This is a genomic window from Pseudomonas sp. MWU12-2319, assembly GCF_023242525.1.
GTDB classification, from domain to species: Bacteria; Pseudomonadota; Gammaproteobacteria; order Pseudomonadales; family Pseudomonadaceae; genus Aquipseudomonas; species Aquipseudomonas gingeri_D.
In genome coordinates this window covers 99,545-116,755 of sequence record NZ_JALJES010000008.1, presented here as the reverse complement: position 1 = coordinate 116,755, position 17,211 = coordinate 99,545, and the positions used below count along the sequence as shown (strand labels likewise).

General features: G+C 58.6%; 17 protein-coding genes. 5 read left to right on the top strand and 12 right to left on the bottom strand.

The window, feature by feature from the left end; translation table 11 throughout:
- Positions 1–41 precede the first annotated feature (41 nt).
- From M5C01_RS15270 to M5C01_RS15250, 5 genes are all read right to left on the bottom strand, one after another.
- Positions 42–1,127, bottom strand: a complete 1,086-nt coding sequence (locus M5C01_RS15270; RefSeq protein WP_152739481.1) for an acyl carrier protein — start codon at positions 1,125–1,127, stop codon at positions 42–44.
- Positions 1,128–1,244: 117 nt separating this feature from the next.
- Positions 1,245–3,008 (bottom strand): FAD-dependent monooxygenase, encoded by a 1,764-nt coding sequence (locus M5C01_RS15265; RefSeq protein ID WP_152739480.1) that lies wholly within the window; start codon positions 3,006–3,008, stop codon positions 1,245–1,247.
- Between the two features lie 3 nt (positions 3,009–3,011).
- Positions 3,012–3,623 (bottom strand): HAD-IB family hydrolase, encoded by a 612-nt coding sequence (locus tag M5C01_RS15260; RefSeq protein WP_152739479.1) that lies wholly within the window; start codon positions 3,621–3,623, stop codon positions 3,012–3,014.
- A complete protein-coding gene (locus M5C01_RS15255) occupies positions 3,613–5,133 on the bottom strand; it encodes a class I adenylate-forming enzyme family protein (protein WP_103496054.1) in 1,521 nt (506 codons plus the stop codon). Before M5C01_RS15255 ends, M5C01_RS15260 begins: the two co-directional genes overlap by 11 nt.
- Positions 5,134–5,212: 79 nt before the next feature.
- Positions 5,213–6,226, bottom strand: a complete 1,014-nt coding sequence (locus M5C01_RS15250) for an SDR family oxidoreductase (protein WP_152739478.1) — start codon at positions 6,224–6,226, stop codon at positions 5,213–5,215.
- A gap of 611 nt (positions 6,227–6,837) precedes the next feature.
- Between M5C01_RS15250 and M5C01_RS15245 the strand changes: the two genes are divergently transcribed.
- Positions 6,838–7,434 (top strand): TetR/AcrR family transcriptional regulator, encoded by a 597-nt coding sequence (locus M5C01_RS15245; protein WP_177098752.1) that lies wholly within the window; start codon positions 6,838–6,840, stop codon positions 7,432–7,434.
- Between the two features lie 80 nt (positions 7,435–7,514).
- Here M5C01_RS15245 and M5C01_RS15240 read toward each other — a convergent pair whose 3' ends face one another.
- The gene (locus tag M5C01_RS15240; RefSeq protein ID WP_248764348.1) at positions 7,515–7,940 is read right to left on the bottom strand and encodes a cupin domain-containing protein; all 426 of its coding nucleotides are present in this window, start codon (positions 7,938–7,940) and stop codon (positions 7,515–7,517) included.
- Between the two features lie 126 nt (positions 7,941–8,066).
- On the opposite strand from M5C01_RS15240, the gene M5C01_RS15235 reads away from it, so the two are divergent.
- Positions 8,067–8,516, top strand: a complete 450-nt coding sequence (locus M5C01_RS15235) for a helix-turn-helix domain-containing protein (RefSeq protein WP_152739475.1) — start codon at positions 8,067–8,069, stop codon at positions 8,514–8,516.
- Here the strand turns inward: M5C01_RS15235 and M5C01_RS15230 are convergent.
- Positions 8,422–8,871, bottom strand: a complete 450-nt coding sequence (locus M5C01_RS15230) for an NAD(P)-binding domain-containing protein (RefSeq protein WP_152739474.1) — start codon at positions 8,869–8,871, stop codon at positions 8,422–8,424. The two genes, M5C01_RS15235 and M5C01_RS15230, sit on opposite strands and share 95 nt — an antisense overlap.
- Positions 8,872–8,940: 69 nt before the next feature.
- On the bottom strand, positions 8,941–9,675 hold the full coding sequence (locus M5C01_RS15225; protein ID WP_103497431.1) for an SDR family oxidoreductase: 735 nt from the start codon (positions 9,673–9,675) through the stop codon (positions 8,941–8,943).
- Between the two features lie 117 nt (positions 9,676–9,792).
- On the opposite strand from M5C01_RS15225, the gene M5C01_RS15220 reads away from it, so the two are divergent.
- Entirely contained in the window at positions 9,793–10,155 is a 363-nt protein-coding gene (locus M5C01_RS15220; protein WP_103497432.1) for a helix-turn-helix domain-containing protein, read from the top strand.
- 72 nt (positions 10,156–10,227) lie between these two features.
- Here the strand turns inward: M5C01_RS15220 and M5C01_RS15215 are convergent, their stop codons facing one another.
- Positions 10,228–10,770 (bottom strand): DinB family protein, encoded by a 543-nt coding sequence (locus tag M5C01_RS15215; protein ID WP_178129841.1) that lies wholly within the window; start codon positions 10,768–10,770, stop codon positions 10,228–10,230.
- Between the two features lie 222 nt (positions 10,771–10,992).
- On the opposite strand from M5C01_RS15215, the gene M5C01_RS15210 reads away from it, so the two are divergent.
- Both M5C01_RS15210 and M5C01_RS15205 read left to right on the top strand, forming a co-directional pair.
- Positions 10,993–12,906: a PAS domain S-box protein gene (locus tag M5C01_RS15210; protein WP_152739472.1), complete on the top strand. Its 1,914-nt coding sequence runs from the start codon at positions 10,993–10,995 to the stop codon at positions 12,904–12,906.
- Between the two features lie 201 nt (positions 12,907–13,107).
- Positions 13,108–13,359, top strand: a complete 252-nt coding sequence (locus tag M5C01_RS15205) for a DUF1652 domain-containing protein (protein WP_103497282.1) — start codon at positions 13,108–13,110, stop codon at positions 13,357–13,359.
- 70 nt (positions 13,360–13,429) lie between these two features.
- On the opposite strand, the gene M5C01_RS15200 is transcribed toward M5C01_RS15205, so the two are convergent.
- Genes M5C01_RS15200 through M5C01_RS15190 form a run of 3 tightly spaced genes read right to left on the bottom strand, consistent with a single transcriptional unit; the run spans position 13,430 to position 17,205 of the window.
- Positions 13,430–13,996, bottom strand: coding sequence for a sarcosine oxidase (locus M5C01_RS15200; protein ID WP_152739471.1), 567 nt, complete (start codon positions 13,994–13,996; stop codon positions 13,430–13,432).
- Positions 13,997–13,999: 3 nt separating this feature from the next.
- Positions 14,000–16,903 (bottom strand): 2Fe-2S iron-sulfur cluster-binding protein, encoded by a 2,904-nt coding sequence (locus tag M5C01_RS15195; RefSeq protein ID WP_103497284.1) that lies wholly within the window; start codon positions 16,901–16,903, stop codon positions 14,000–14,002.
- Positions 16,900–17,205: a sarcosine oxidase subunit delta gene (locus tag M5C01_RS15190; RefSeq protein WP_103497285.1), complete on the bottom strand. Its 306-nt coding sequence runs from the start codon at positions 17,203–17,205 to the stop codon at positions 16,900–16,902. Before M5C01_RS15190 ends, M5C01_RS15195 begins: the two co-directional genes overlap by 4 nt.
- Positions 17,206–17,211: the final 6 nt, after the last annotated feature.

Sequence of the window (17,211 nt, the reverse complement as noted above, 5' to 3'; positions counted from 1 at the left end):
ATCACCCGGACTCCATGCCTTTTTTCCAGCGGCTCAGTGCTTCAGCTCAGTCTTGCCAGAAGCGACAAGGCTTCCTGCGGCGTACGACGCGACATCAGCGCTTCACCGGCAAACTCGCTGGCAGAGCACTGTTGCGCCATTGATTGGCAGAGTGCTTCCCGGGCAAAACCGTTGAGTCCCAACTGTGTAAAGGGGGCCTCGATGTCGATCGACTCTGGCGTGTTCGGGATCAGGGGGGACAGGGCGTCGATAAGCAGATGGCTCATCTGCCCTTGAGCGTCCGTTGTGGCAGGTGATTGCACTTCACAAGGTATTGCCGAGGTCGACTCGGGGCTGGCGAGGGCGGCTTGTATCAGGGCGATTGTGTCCTGTGGAAACTTGGCGTTGGCCAACTCGGTACTGTTGGCCTTGAGTGACGGCCACAAGGCGACGATCGACTCCAGGAAGTCCAACTGCACCAGGGAGTCCAGGCCCAGGCTTTCATAGCTCTGTTTCCGGTCGATCTGGTCAACCGCAAAACCGGTGATATGAGCCAGTTGTTCAAATACCCAGGCTTCGACATCCACGGCAGGGGACTGCGGATTGGCTTCAAGCCGGGCCAACAGGGCGGTTGGGGTCGGGGCATCAAACAGGAATGAGGTGAGGTCTTTCTTTTCAGGGAAGTGCTGGGCCAGGGACTCGAAAATATCGACCAGCCCGAGAGAATCGATGCCCAGGCTTTCGAAACTCTGATCGAAGTCGATGTGTTCCTTGTTGAAACCAGTGACCGAGCTTATTTCGGCGCGCAACCATTGCCCGTAGCTGAGTGTCGGGGGATGTTCGGCAATGGGGGCCGAGGCCAGTATGGCCGAGTTCGACTGTAGGGGTTCCAGCACCGGAAGGCTTCTATTGACAGGGGCTTCAAGCCCATGGGCATAAACGCCCTCGAGAACTTGTTGATGAGCATTGAAGTAATGTGCGGTGACGGATTCGGCCTGCTCCAGCACACGCATCAATATTGATTCTTTTGCTATGTTCGACTCACACAGTGAATCAATGATTTTTTCTGAGAGCGAGAAATAGCTGTGTGCTATTTTTCCATTGGACACGATAAATTCCTGCACAACATCGTTGAGTTGCAAGCGCATGAGGTTCTCCTAACCAAAGTCGGTATATATTTCTATAAGCAAGAAATCAAAAAACATGACCCAAGGCTGGGCCTGGTGTGAATCAATTAACCAAACTGACAGTAGTCATAGAGAGACTTAAAGTTGGAGTTCCACTGCGTCGATCATGGACGATGTTGTTTTTTTTGCGCCCTTGAGCAGGCCGGATCTTGCGCTCAGATACGTGAAGAGCGTTATTGCATCGACCCCCTGGAAAGCGATGTAGCCATCAGGACGGATCAGCATCAACGTGCCCGCCTTGGCATGGTAACGCTTGTGCAGCCGCCAATCGGGGTCCAGCAACGTCGAGTGCCAGGCAGGCAGCTCAGCGCTATTGAGGGCATCGATAACGCAATAAGCCTTGATGCCCGGGTAGTCTTTTTCCACCGATTCGGCCAGCGAGTAATAGCCCGGTAACAGGGGAGAAAACTGATCGGCCGCGCTGAAAATCAACAGCGTGAAGGTCCCGTGGAACAAGTCGATCAAGTGTTTTGGCGACCGGCCTTGCAGTTGCCATAACTCAACATCGGGAGCCAGTTGACCTGCACGAGGCACGGATGTCTGGAATTCGGGTTTTTTCCCTTTTTTGTCCCAGTTCTTGCGCTGCTTTTTCGTCAGCGCTTCTTGAATGTAATCACTTTTGCCATAGTGGTACTGATGACCGGAAATCATCGAGGGCAGCTTGCGCTGAACCTTGCGCCGGTTGCTCAGCAGTGGCAGGACATTGTCGCGCAGCCAAACCAGGGCGCGATGCTTGACGGTAATCAGTCCGGTCAGTCGGTGTGCCGTGTTCTCGACTTCCAGGGCTACCGGGTAGCGCTCTTCGTTGTAGCTCTCCAGCAATGTCGGATCCGCCAGGCCCTGATCGACATAGGCCATCTTCCACGCCAGGTTATAGGCCTCGGAAACCCCCAGGTTCATCCATTGCCCACCGATCGGGCTGCCGATATGCGCCGAGTCGCCCACCAGGAACACTGAGCCTTGCTGCAGCGACTGCACGCGGCGGTGTTGAAAAGAGGCGATGGTGGTCGATGAAATATTGGACAGCGTCATTTTTTGCCCGCGTCCTTCGCACAACCGCTGGAAGCTCTCCAGGCTCAGGGAGGGGCGCTCACCTTCTGGCGGCAGGTTGTAGGGCATCTCGATGAACAGTCGATAACGCGATGGTGCGCTGATCGGCGCGACCGCCACATAACCGTCCTGTGCGCCGAGGAAAAAAGCGCCTTCGTCCTTGCTTCCAGACCACTCGATATCGGCATCGGCGAGCATGAAGAATCGATCGTAGGACGATCCTTCGAAGGTCATGTCAAGGCGTTTTCTGATGTTGCTGCGGGCACCGTCGCACGCGACCACCCAGCGACAGGTAAAGGCTTCATCGCTGCCCTGTGCATGATGAAGTGTCATCCGCACGGATCCTGGCTGGTTTTCTATATCGACCAGTTCGGTATTCCACTCGACCTCTACCCCCAACGCGTTCAGTCGTTCAAGCAGGATCTTCTCTGTCTGCGGTTGTGGCAGGCTGAGGAGCAGGGGATAGGTCGCATCCAGGTAGGAGAAGTTGTAGTTCAGCACCCGTTTGCTGTTCGATTGCACCGAAAACTGGTTGATCGTGAACCCGTCACCGATGACTTGATCGGCAACACCCAGGTCCCGAAAGATTTCCAGGGTTCTGGAATGAATGGCCATTGCCTTGGTTGCGGTCGAAGGGCCGGCATTCTTTTCAATAATGCGAAAAGAGACACCCCATTTTTTCAGCATGATAGCCAGGGACAGACCGATAGGGCCTGCGCCTACGATCATGGCGGTAGGGGTGTTATCGGGTTGCCTGGAGTGCTTGGGGGCCAAAGTGCTCAGCGTGTTCATCTGTCAGTACCAGTTTCTATAGAAGGGAGAGTTGGCAATGCCGAGCAGGGCATCGTCACCTGATGAGTCTCCGTAGGCATAAATGTAAAAGTCATCAAGGTTGCTCAAACAGCCTTTCAGCCGTGTGACTTTTTCTCTCTCAACACAGTTGGTGCCGGATATCCCACCGGTCAGCTTGTTCTTTGCAGTCGCCAGGCGGGTACCGCACACATAATCGAAACCCGCCGCCTGGCCCCAGGGAATCAGATAGTTCTCCGGCGAATTGCTGACCAGCGCCGTGACATGCCCCATGGATTGATGCCATTGCAATCGGCGCAGGGCCTCGGGCCTGAGCCAGAGCGGTAGCTGTTCGGTAATGAAATACTTGGCATGCTCGCGCTCTTGCTCGACTGACAAGCCGCCCAGGTAACAGGCAATGAACGCCAGTCGGGCTTGCATCAGCGGTGTGATTCCCAGGATCACACTGAGCATTTTGGGCAGCAGGGGAATGATCCGGAGCCAGAACGATCGGGTTCCAACGATAAAACGCATGTAGCGCCAGAAGGTATGCCTGTCGGTCAATGTGCCGTCAAAGTCGAAAACGGCCAGTACCGGTTGTGTGCTATCAGCTTGCATGGGTCTCTTCCTTGAGAGAGATAATCTCGATGGTTCTGGGCAGCTTGAAGCCCGAGAGGTCGCGCGCGAGCAGGGTGGAGACAGTGTTCTGGGTCAGGTCGCCGTGCCCTTCAACGCACAGGTGCAATACGTTGACCTCTTTATTGTCAGGGACGATGAAGGCCTTCGCGCGGACCACGCCGGGGTGCTTCAGGGCGACGGACTCGATTTCCGTCAGGTCGACCATTTGCGCTTTGATCTTCGAGATTCGCAGGCGTTGGCAATAGAAGAACACATGTCCATCGTCGTCCCGCCAGACCAGATCCCCCGTGTGTAACCAGCCCTCACGGAAGAACCGGGCATTGGCCTCCTCTGCGTCGTTATAGCCGTCGATCACCATCGAGCCGCGTATCAGCAGTTCGCCAATACGTCCGGGTACGACATCCCGGCCCTGGGCATCGACGACCCGCAGTTCCACACCGCTGATCGGTTGTCCCATGGCGCCGCGGTGGACCTTGCCAATCGAGCTTTGGACAATCACCGGCATGCTCTCGGTCAATCCATAGCCTTGTAGTACCGGATTGCATCCCAGCAGCCTGCCCAGTTTCTCGGCTTCGTCTGCCGGCAGATGGCTGCCACCCGAATAAATCATCAGTTGAGGGTGCATTGGCAAAAGCGCGCCTTTGCGTTTGGCCAGTCGCGTATTGAAGTAGCGAATGACGTCGGGCACCAGGCAGGCAAAGCTGACCTTATGCTCAGACAGGACTTCTGCCAGATCCCTGTTGAGCAGGGTGTTGGTCATGAGCAGGGTGGCGCCCACGCTTAATGGAAAAACCATCATCACGGACAGTCCGAAGATGGCATACAGCGGCAGCGTCACCAGATGAACCGAGCCGATGCCTTGAGGATGAAACTGCTCATGCAGCCCATCGCTCGATTGCGTCAGGTCAAGGTAGCGGTGAGAAACGGCCAGAGGCCTACCGATACCCCGGTAAGTGAACTGTACCGAGACTATCGGATTGCCCTCGGGCAGTAACAAGGGCTCGCCGTGTCGAGGCAGTCGAGAGTCGGCCGTTGCGTTGTCGGGCAAGGGCGATGACGGCTCCCTCCCGGCGTTCAACACCAAGGAGTGACGAACGCCGTAGGCTGGCTGGAATAGCTCGCGATGTTGCTCGAACAGGGTTTCGGTGGTGACGACCAGCGTCGGCCTGGCGCTGCTGATGACGCTGGTCATTTCGAATGACGTCAGTTTGTAGTTGAGGATGACCGGAATTGCCCCGCTGCCGATGATCGCCAGATAATAAGCGATGAATTCCACGCCATTGGGTAGAACCAGCGCTACTTTATCGCCCGGCAATACATCCAGGGCCTTGAGGGCACCCTTGCACTCTTCAGCCTTGATTCGCAAGCCACGGTAAGTGACGGTATCTTCTTCCGCGTCCAGATGACGGATGGCAATCTGGTCGGGAAAAGACTCTGAAAAACCGACGAAGCGATGCAGAAAACCTTCTTTGCATAAAAGATTTTTCATTGACCAACCTCTCTCAATCCTTGAATTTTTAACTAGACAAAAAGCACTGCAGAGGCAGGTGACAGATGAACTGTTTCAGTCAGGCATCTATGTAGTTATTTTTACGATACCAGTCCAGGGTATCGAACAGTGTTTCAGCGACGGGGCGGAACTTGCACGCCAGTTCCTCTGAGCTTTTCTGATGGCTGAAATGGGTCCGCCCTTGCTCTTGCTCCATGAGTTTGACCGTGGAGGTGCTGATGAGTACCGGTTTTTTTGTAATCCGATAATAGCCTTCATACATCAAGGCAATAAAGCGCAGCATGAACAATGGAACTTTGCGCTCCGGCGCTTTTACGCCGCTGACACGGGACAGCACCTGGAAAATACTGTTCATGTCCATATGATTGCCGGCTGCCAGATAGCGCTCTCCGGATCGGCCATGTGTGAGGGCTGCGAGTTGATGTTCCGCCACATCCCTGGCGTCGACAACGGAAAAGCTTCCAGGGAGCACCCCCGGCAATTTCTGTCCAACAAAGTCGAGCAGGAACTGTCCTGATGAGGTGGGGCCTATATCGCCGGGACCAAACATCCAGCCGGGTAATACCATGGCGACAAACATGTCCGGGTGTTGTGACAGGAATGCTTGAACTTTTTGCTCGGACAGTATTTTACTCAGGTAGTAGTCGTCAGCCTCCTGTTCACTGCGAGACATGGTTTCATCGATCACTTGATCTCGATTGCCCTTCAGCACGGCAATGGAGGAGGTATGAACGGCACGACGAATGCCGGCGGCATAAGCGGCCTGCAATAAGCGCTCGGTTCCGGTCACATTGGTGTCATGCAGTTTTTGCCAGTGCTTTCCGCCTTTGTAACTGTCGCGGAAATAGGCAGCCGTATGAAACAAGGCGTCGCAGCCTCGCAGGGCATGGCTGAAGGCGTCGACATTGAGCATGTCGCCTTGGACAAACTCGACAGGCAGATTGCCGAATTGTTTCTTGGCTTTTTCTACGGAACGGACCAGCGCTTTTACCTTGATATTTCGTTTTAAAAGCGCATGAACCAGATTATTTCCGAGCAGGCCAGTAGCACCTGTGACAAAGGCATATTCCATTAAAATCCAGCTCCTGTAGGGTCATCTGCTGCTGTATTGAGATTGATGCCACCGGACTCGATGCTCCGATCGGGTGCTGGGGGCGTCAACGGCGCAATTAAAAACCATACGGTATCTGAAGATCAAGCGGTATTTGCTTGGCTCCGCAAGGTCGACACCTGAATCTGATGTGAAACACGGCAATCCAGGGCTCAAGCGCTCCGCCGGTCACGGCTATTCGCCCGGATCGAGGGGCTTGAGGGCGTCCCGCAAATATTTCTCCACGGGGTTCTGTACAGGAAAGTCACAAGGCAGCCTCACCGACTCGATCGGACAGGGAGAGCGTGTCAGGTGGATACCAAGGCATCTTGAAGCTATCGGAGTCGAGGCGTTTTCATGAGTCGCCAATGTTTGCGATAGCGGCGAAAACTCGCGGGTACAGGCCATCTTGCGGTCTCTTTTCGTTGCCCCGATACATGGTGTGTAGATGGGCCACCTTGAAAATTAAATTTAAAACGATTGAAAGGGTGGGTGTAATATATGATAGTTGACATTGTTTTTTGCGGTAAACGGCGATCTTTACATTTAGTTACAAATAGGTGTTTTTTTATTTGGCCAAAGGAGCCGAAGGCGTGATGAAAAAGAGAATGGGGCGAGAGGAAAGTCAGCAAGTAACCAGAGACAAGTTGTTCGACACGGCCACTGATCTTATGATCAGCAAGGGCTTTCACGCCGCCAGCGTCAACGCTATTTCCGAGGAGGCCGGTTTTTCCAAAGGGGCCTTTTTTTCAAACTTTGCAAGCAAATCGGATTTGCTTCTGCAATTGACTCAGCGGTTCAAGCGAGTTGAAATCGATCGGTTGAGTGCTACCCTGGCTGCCGGCTATTCATCGGAAGAACTGGCCCATGGATTGAATGCGTATATTGACACGCTTAAGAATAATACCAATTGTGCGATTCTTGATGCCGAACTGCAACTGATCGCCTTGCGCGATGAGGCGTTCTCGAAGCATTACTACGATTTGCATCAGGAAAACAGTGAGGCGCTGGGCAAGCTGATTACCATTATATTCAACCATGCCGGCAAGAAACCTCCTCTTGACCATGCCGCTCTTGCCCGGACCTTCACCGCTCTGTCGGAAGGTTTGATACTGCAAGGACATAAGGATCCGGCTTCTGAAATAAAATTGGTGTTGAACTCGCTTATCCAGACAGCAGAACCTTTATAGCGTTCTGCCATTTTTTTCATGTATACGGTATTCGCATGTCCGAGGCCCGGACTTCGGACAGGGTACATTGCGCCCCGGGTCTATTTCACCGCATAGAACTTGCGCACGTAGCGAGTGCTTTTCCACGCACACGGCGTACCTTGCGGTACGAACACCGTGTCACCGGTGTTGACCGTCAGGCTCGTACCTTCGGGGCCCTGCAAGGTCACACTGCCTTCAATCAGGTGCACCAGTTCATTGAGTTTGTGCGCTCGACCCTGGCGTTCGTACGGTGTCGAGTCCCAGACGCCGACGCGCAGTTTCAGCGTCTGGCCTCGGGATTGCAGCAGGACGTTGCCGGCGTGGATCACAATCATTTCAGTGTGCGGAAAAACATCGATATCAAGTGCCTGGCCTGTGCTTACAATCCTCGCGCAGATACCGTCGGCCCCGGTGTAGGCGACCTGACGATGTTCCCCGAATGGGTCGGCGGTGCTCAAGGGCATCGTGTTGAAAGACGGGCTGATACGGCTGCCGTCGGCGCGACCCGGCGCCTGCGCTCGAAGTACAAATCATGCTGCTCACATGACTTATAAAAAGCAAGTGATATGCCGGAATTTACTTGCCTCATGCAAGCAATGTAAGATCCGGACATGAAAACGACCTGTAAAGAAGACATTCGGTCCCATTGCGCAGTGAACTACGGTGTGGAGATTTTCGGCGACCGATGGTCGCTCTTGATCATTCGCGACATCGTTTTTGTGGGCAAGAAGACATATGGCGAGTTCCGGAAATCGGAAGAGGGAATTGCGACCAATGTCCTGGCTTCCCGCCTCGCCTTTCTTGAGGAGCAAGGCATTCTCTCGAGGGCGCCCAGCCCCGACGACGGGCGCAAGGACTTCTACACGCTGACCGAGAAGGGCCTGGACCTCATCCCCATCGTGCTTAACATCGTCCTTTGGAGCGCGAAACACGATTCGAAGTCGTATGTGCGGCACCGCAAGGCGTTCATTGCTCGGTTGAGCCAAAGCCCACGGGAGGTGGGCGAAGAGGTGAAGGCGCTGGTCCGCAATGGGGGATGTATCTTCCCCGGGAGTACCTGACCAGTCCTGCACCCGTGAAGGCCTGCGCGACGACCCTGGAAGAAGGTTGGCCTCCCAGTTCCTCGGGGGACACGCCGTAGGCATTGGTCACATCGATGATGGTCTTGCCCTTCCAATTGGGCAGCGCCTTCGCGACATCCGGATGCGACTCAAAACGGACGGCCAAAAAGACGATGTCCGCCTTGAGCGCTTCCGCCAGTGTTTTGGGAATGATCTGCGGTTCGATCGCGGCCGCGGCGGATGCAAAGCTTTTCGGGTCGCGGGTGCTTGCAACGGATACTTCGATGCCGCTGCGGGCAAACGCCTTGGCCAGGGCCTGGCCGATATTGCCGAAGCCGATAATTGCATAACTCATATATTCTCCTTGGATTTACCACGCCCGACGGCGCTTCGAATAGTCGAATGACGTGCCGGGCCTGGCGCGTCAGAGTTGGGCCAGGCCGCCGTCGACGGCGACCTCGCTGGCGGTCATGAAGCTGCTGTCCGACGAGGCGAGAAAGGCGGCCGCCGCTCCGATCTCTGCTGGATCGGCCATGCGCAGAAGCGGCGTCATCGAGGCGAAAACCTTCATACCTTCCTCGCCCAACGCTTCCTTCGCGAGATCGGTCGCAGTCGCCCCGGGCGACAGCACGTTTACCCGGATACCGGTGCCCTTCAGATCCTCCGCCCAGGACCGCGCGAGGTTGCGCACTGCCGCCTTGCTCGCGCTGTAGGCGCTCATTGCCGGAGCGCCCGTGGTGCCGGCGCTCGATCCGGTCAGGATGATCGAGCCGCCCTGGCCCATCAGTGGCAGCGCCTTCTGGACCGTGAAGATCGTACCCTTCACATTGGTGTCGAAGGTTTCGTCAATGTGCTTGGCGGTGATCTCGCCGAGCCGAAGCTGGCCTCCCGCCCCGGCATTGGCGAAGACGATGTCGAGGGTTCCGCGCTCGGCCTTCACCGCGGCGTAGAGTCGGTCGAGGTCAGCCTCATCCGAGACCGAGCCCTTCACCGCCCGGGCATTGGGCCCGAGCTCAGCCACGGCGGCGTCGAGCGCTTCCTGCCGGCGGCCGAAGATGAAGACGAAGGCTCCTTCCTCGATGAAGCGCTTTGCAGCGGCGAGGCCGATGCCGGTAGCGCCGCCGGTGATTACCGCGGTCTTTCCATTCAGTCTGGTCATGACGTGCATCCTTCCTAAGCATTGTGTATGCAAGCAGGGAACCGCTTGCTTGAGGCCAAGGATGCAGTTCTGATAACCTAAGGACAAGTATGCACTTTTAGGTAAGTACCAAAAAAAATGACGACACCCTCTGAAATCTGCGACACCGGCTGTGGGCTCAATGCCACGCTGCGTATCATCTCGGGCAAGTGGAAACCGCTGGTCCTGTTTTTCCTGCGCGGCGGCCCGAAGCGCTACGGCGAGCTCAAGCGCTTGACCCAAGGCGTCAGCGACAAGGTGCTGATCCAGCAATTGAAGGATCTGGAAGCCGATCGGGTCATAACGAGGACCGACTACAAGGAGGTGCCGCCGCGCGTGGACTACTCACTGACCCCGCTCGGTCGCAGTCTGGCTGATGCGATCGTCCCGCTGTGTACCTGGGGAACCGAGAACGCGGCGCAAATGGCAAGCATCTTCGCCAAGCGCGACACTTTGCCCTAGCAGGGTGCCGAAGAACCGCTGAGTCGGACGCCCCGTCGCCTTCGTGGAAGGCAGGACGGTAGCGGGCGTCAATTATGTGGGGAATTCGTCCGGAACAAGCCCCACCAGATCCGTACTCCCGACATCGACACCTGCCTGCGACAGCAAGGTGGTCACTTGCCCACGGTGATGGGTCTGGTGGTTGAAAAAATGCATGACCAGGCCATAGAAGTTCTTGTCAGCCGGTACGCCTTTCATGCTTTTGTAGTGGAGCGGATGCTCCAGGTCCGACTCTGTCACCGAGCCCGACCACTCGACAATGATTTGATCAAGCCATGCCCGATGCACCGCAAGCTCCTGGAAACCGGGAAACAGCAACTGGTCGAGGCGCTCGGGCGTGGGCAGTTGTCGAATCGGCTCCAGGGCCAGGTATTGCGCCGGGTGCCGGGCGAATCGCTGTAGCCAGACCCTGTCCCCGGCCGCCAGATGGTTCAACGTCCCGAGAATCGAGCCGAAAAAGGCTTTCCTGTCGGCGCCCAGCTCTTCTTCGGGCAAAGTCTTGGCCGACGCATAGACCTTGGCGTTCATCCACTGGTTGTAGTCCGCCATCAGGCTGATATGTCTGGTACGGCTCACTGCGCTCATCCTTTGATCATTTGACAAGCGCCCCGCACTCATCGCCCGGCCCAGTCTAATACCATCCCCTTCTTGAAGCCCACCCAGAATGGCATATGCTGTGAGCATCAAGCCGTGCTGACCGTGGCCTGCGGCTCCAACACACGCCCAGAGCGAATCGCTGCACTATTCTCGACATGGAAGGGAGAACGCAGGTGGGTCAGCTGAGAGAGGTCGTCTATTTTGCCCCATACCGAAGCTGGACGTTTAAAGCTGTTGCGCGCTCTGGAGGTGCTCGACACCGAGGCAGAGCCGGTTTTTGATCGCCTGACCCGGTTGCTGTCCGCCACGCTCGGGATGCCCATTGCGCTGATTTCGCTGATCGACAGCGACCGCCAGTGGTTCAAGTCCAGGGTCGGGTTGGACATCCGGCAGACACCCAGGGATATTTCCTTCTGCACCATTGCCATCGAGCAAGAGCATACGATGGTGGTCCAGGATGCGCTGAATGATCCGCGGTTTTCATCCAATCCGCTGGTCACCAGCGCTCCACATATTCGTTTCTATGCGGGCGCGCCGATCCGCTCCATCGAGGGCTATGCGCTGGGTACGCTCTGCGCGATAGATATCAAGGCCCGGGTTTTCACCGATGAGGCGCAGCAGATCCTGGAGGACTTTGCCGGGCTGGTCAGCCGGGAATTCCAGATGCGCGAGGCGGCGTTGCTGTCCCGTTCCCATATCACCCACTCCGCGGCGGCCTTTGCGGCCAGTGAAGCGCGCCTGAAAACCGCCTTTGCCCTGGCGCCCACGGGCATTGCGGCGGTCGCGGGCAACGGGAGCTTCCTCAGCCTCAACAGTGCGTTCTGTTCCATCGTCGGTTACGACGCGGACGAACTCATGACCCTGAGCTTCCAGGACATCACTCACCCCGACGACCTGGACAGTGACTTGAATCTGTTGCGCCAGTTGAACCGTGGCGAAATCGATCGTTATCAGCTTGAGAAAAGGTACCGGCACAAGGACGGCTCCTCGGTCTGGGTCGACCTGCATGTGGCCAAGCTGCTGTCGGTGGACGGTGACCTGGAGTACTACATCGCAACGGTCCAGAACATCCAGCGCCGCAAGGAAACCGAGGCGTCCCTGCAGGCGCTGCGGCACGGGCTGGAGCAGCGTGTCGAGGAACGTACCGCGGAGTTGCAGCGGGCCAATGAAATGCTCTCCCATACGATGCTGCAACGGCTGCAGGCCGATCGCGAGCTCAGGCAGCGTGAGGCGGAGCTGTCGGCGGTGCTGGAGCACGCCAGCGATGCCTACGTGAGTATCGATGAGGCCGGCGCCATAAGGGCCTGGAACCGCATGGCCGAGACGACCTTCGGCTGGTCCCGTGATGAAGCGCTGGGCCAGTCACTGGAAAAACTGGTCATCCCCACGGCCATGCGCGAGGCTCGTCTGACGGCGTGGCGGCAGTATCTGGCTACCGGTGATGATGAAGCGCTGCGCCAACGCCTGGAGATATCGGCGTTGCGGCGTGACGGCACGGTCTTTCCCGTCGAGGTGCGGATCAGTCCGGTCGCAATCGATGGGCACCGGTTTTTCAGTGTTTTCCTGCACGACATTACCGAACGCAAGGCCATGGCCGAGCGCCGTGAGAAAGAGGCGTTGACCGATACCCTGACCGGATTGCCAAACCGCCGCTCCTTGCTCGAATACCTGCCCAACGCAATGGCCAGGGCACGCCGGACCGGCGTTCCCCTGGGGGTGCTGTTTCTTGACCTGGATGGTTTCAAGGCGGTGAACGATACCTTTGGCCATGAAATCGGCGACCTGTTGCTGCAGATCGTGGCCGAGAAGCTGAAGACCTGCCTGCGGGAGACGGATGCGGTGTTCCGGCTGGCGGGCGATGAATTTACCGCCGTGGTGGAGGGCCAGTTCGGCGGCACCCAGGACACGGAGCATTTGGCGCAAAAACTGATCCAACTGATCAATGAGCCGGTGCTGATCGGGGCGGCCACCGTGCAGGTGGGGGTGAGTATCGGGATTGCGGTGTACCGGCGCGATGATCCGAGATCCGCGACACAGCTGTTGCGTGAGGCGGACAGTCGAATGTACGAAGCGAAGCAGGCAGGGAAGGGCCGCTTTGCCTCGCAGCAGCGCTGAGAGGTGCTGCCGCGAGGCCATATCGGCCATGTGTCGCGGGGGAGTGCAATTCGTCGGATGGCGCGGCAGGATGGGTGCCTGTCTGTGACAGGCATCACAGTCCCTTGAGCGATCTGCTCGCGCAGAGTCTTGCGTTTGAAAAAAACGGTCTATGCTGGTCCCGTCAAGCACTACCCGGACTGATCATCAAGGATGAACAGCATGATTCCAGAAGCAGAGCTCTGCCAGATCATTGAATCCGGCTTTCTTCCGCTGTCCTGCACCTGCACGGTGAATGCCAGCGGTGCCTTGATGATCAAGATCTTCGATCCGATTTCGGGTCGCGTGGATCTGCAGCTCAATGGCGTATCCACCAGCGGCTTCACCAGCATCCGTTCGATTGCCAATTTCATCGGCGAATTGCGCACCGAGATGAAGGCCGGGCGCAGGGCTTTTGCCGGTGGCATGAACTAGGTTCGTACCCACCACCGGCTGTCAAACGCGTCACCCGCCGTTCACGCCAGCCTTCTGCCGAAGGCTGTTGCTAGCCCTGCACCCCGAATTCCGCCAGGGCATCGAGCAACGCCCCGCGAAAATAGCTGAGTGATGCCCGGTCGAAGAGGATATGCAAGGTCGCGACCTCGGCTACCTGGGGATTGATCACGATGACGTTGATCCGCGCCGCCGAGGTCTGCGCCACCGACCCCGGCCCGAAGGCCTGCGGACGCAGGTCGACCCCGCAGATCTTTGCCATCACCTCGGGCACCCGTTCGCCACTCAGTTGCAGCCAGGCATGGCTGTCCTGGCGTGGTAGCAAGTAGTTGGCCTGATGGTCGAGTTCCCAGCGGGCTTCTTCATCGGCGATTCGCAAGCCATGGTCCCGGGGACTGCCCAGCAGCAGGTACTCGCTGGCCGACAGGCTGATGACCTGGCTGCCATCTTCCTGGGTGACGCTACGGTTGGGTCGATCCGGCAGGCTGAAACCGCTGGCCTTTAGCGCCTGGGCGCTGTCGCGGCCGCGAAAGCCGACCCGCGGCAGGTCGGTCAAGTCGCTCAGGGTGTGGCTTGGCAAGGCAGTCACGATGGGGTCATGCGTGGCGAAAATGGACATGAGTCAAAGCCCCTGACGCAGGTTTTCGGGATCGAAGAAAGGTAGTTTCACCACGGTGGCCATGACCACGATCGCGCCTTCGACGCGGATCGGAATCTGTTGCCCCGGCTCGCTCTGGCGGGCCCCGGCATAGGCCAGGCCGATGATTCGGCCAAGGCTTGCGGAATACTCGCAGGAGGTGACGTTGCCGCTGATGTCCGCACCGTCGAGCACCAGATGGCCCTCCAGCGGTTGCGGGCTGCCCTTGGGCAGGGTGAAACCCACCAGTTTGCGCTTGAGCGGCTGGGCTTCGAGGATGTCCAGCGAGCGCCGACCGACGAAGAACGGTTTGCTGCGACTGACCGCCCAGCCCATGTCGATCTCCGCCGGATGGGTCATGCCGTCGGTGTCCTGGCTGATGATCACGTGGCCTTTTTCCAGGCGCAGCAGACGCTGGGTCTCGACGCCGAAGGGCCGGATGTCGTGGGCCTGGCCGGCACTGACCAGGGCATCCCAGAGCGCCAGGCCATGGCGGGCCGGCACGTGGATTTCATAGCCCAGCTCGCCGACGAAACCGACCCGCAGCAACCGTGCCTTGATCCCCGCGACCGTGCCCTGGCGCACCGCCAGGTACGGGAAACCGTCGGCGCTCAGGTCGAGGTCCGGGCAGAGCTGTTCCAGGACCTTGCGCGAATCGGGTCCGGCGACGTTGACCGCGCAAAGGGCGGCGGTGACGTTGGCGATGTCCACGTCCAGGCGCCACTGGGCATTCCACTTGAGCATCTGCTGGTAGATTCGGTCGACGCCGCTGGTGGTGGCGGTGACGTAGAAATGCTCCTCGGCGAAACGCGCGCAGACGCCGTCGTCGATTACCGCGCCCTGTTCGTTGGTCATCAGCGCATAACGCGAGCGGCCCACCGGTTGCTTGAGAAAGGCGAAGGTGTACATCCGGTTCAGCAACTCGGCCGCATCCGGTCCACGGATATCGAGGCCGCCAAGGGTCGAGACGTCGATCAGGCCGACCTTGCTGCGTACGTGGCGGGCTTCTTCCTGCATGCAGCGCTCGCGGTCTTCGGCCTTGCCGTAGAACGCCGGGCGTTGCCAGATGCCGGCCGGCATCATTTTCGCACCGGCCTCCAGGTGACGGCGGTGCATCGGGGTCTGCCGGTAAGGATCGAAGGCGCGGCCGGCGACGTGGGCCAGCTTTTCCGCGACAAACGGCGGTCGGGCCGTGGTGACGCCGGTTTCGCTGATATTGCGCTGGGTCGAGGCCGCGACCAGGCGTGCGGTGGGCAAGGCCGAATGGCGGCCCTGGGACGGTCCCATGCCCACGGTCGAATAACGTTTGACCAGTTGCACGTCGCGGTAGCCGATTTTGGTCGCGTTGATGATATCGCGCACCTGCAGGTCCTCGTCGAAGTCGACGAAGTCCTTGCCCTTGGGGTGCGGGAAAATCGGCCAGTCGAAATTCACCGGGTTTTCCCGGGCGTAGTTCGCCCGCTCGGCGCCGACGCTCAGCCCCAGGGCCCTGGCCGCGTCGAGCCCTGCATTGGCACCGTCGGCGAGAACGTTGTCCAGGCCATGACGGCCATTGGCGGAACCGGCGACAGCGAGGTTGGCCGGCAGGCCGCTGAGGTTGAATTCGGCCTTCTGGTCGTCGTAGGCCAGCTTGCCGCCGGCCTGGCAAAGCAGCTGGTAAACAGGCATATAGCCGGCGGACATGCACAGCAGGTCGCAGTCCAGGCGCAGGCCGCTGTCGCTGACCTGGCCCTGGCCGCTGATGGTGCGCACCTCCACACCGTTGACGTGGCGCATGCCCTTTTCGTGCAGGGCTTCATAGACCGTGCTACCGGTCAGGTGGGGGATCTTGCGTTGCTCCAGGGCGCGGGACAGGGCCGGGTCGGCGCTATTGCGCAGGTCTACCAGCGCGGCCACCTCGACCCCCTGGTCGTGCAGGTCGAGGGCGGTGTAGTAGCCGTCATCGTTGCCGGTCAACACCACCGCGCGTTTGCCCGGCTTGACCGCGTAGAGCTTCATCAGGCGTTGCGCGGCGCTGCACAGCATGACGCCGGGCAGGTCGTTGTTGCGGAAAATCACCGGCTGGTCGAACGCGCCGCTGCACACCAGGCACTGGCGGGCGCGGACCTTGTACATCCGCTTGCCCTGGATCACCGGCAGGTAATTGTCGGTGAACCAGGCATTGCAGGTGGCATCGCTCAGCACGCGGATATTGGCGTGGCCAAGGACCGCCTCCAGCAGTTCCCGGCGCAGGTGCTCGGCACGGCTGCCGGCGATATCGAAACGCGCGTAAGCGAGGGCGCCGCCGAGCACCGGTTGCTGTTCGATCAACAGCACCTGGGCCCCGCAGTTGGCGGCGGTCAAGGCCGCCTGCAACCCGGCGGGCCCGGCGCCGATCACCGCCAGGTCGGTGAACAGGTAGGCCTTGTCGTAGTACTCGGGCTGGAACTTCAGGTCGAGCACGCCCAGGCCGGCTTTCTTGCGAATGATCGGCTCCCAGACTTTCCACATGCCCTTGGGCTTGTAGAACGAGCGGTAATAGAAGCCCACCGGCATGAATTTGGAGAACTTGCCGAGGTAGGCATCGCGGTCGTTATCCAGGGAACCGTTGAAATTCTGTCCCTGGACCTCAAGGCCGGCTTCCAGTGGATAAGCATCGGCCAGCACATTCGGCTCGCGAGGCAACTGCACCAGGCTGTTGGCGTCCTGGCCGGCCATGGTCAGCGGGCCACGGGGGCGGTGGTACTTGAAGGAGCGCGAGAGCAGGAAACGGCCATTGGCGAGCAGGGCGCTGGCGATGCTGTCGCCCTTGAAACCCTGGTAGGCCTTGCCGTCAAAGCTGAAGTCCAGCGGCTGGTCGCGGTCGATCAGCAAACCCATGGGGGCGGGCAGGCGGTTGAAACTGTTCATCCGGCGATCTCCCGGGACTGAGGGGCATTGAAGTCGAGCCGTGAACTGAACAGTTCCCTGGCATCGAAGGTGCGGATGATCTCGTCGCTGACGGTGTGGCGCTCGGCCAGGAACCAGTAGCTGGAAGGCGTGTGCATCCACCACTCGCGGACCACCCCGGCGCGGTTTTCGCTGTTGAAGACATAGTCCGCCCACTCGGCATCGCTGCAGGTGCCCGGGTCCGGCATCGGCTTGAACTCGCCGCCGTAGGTGAACTCACTGATATTGCGCGGCCCGTTGAGCGGGCAATTGATGATTTTCACAGTCCG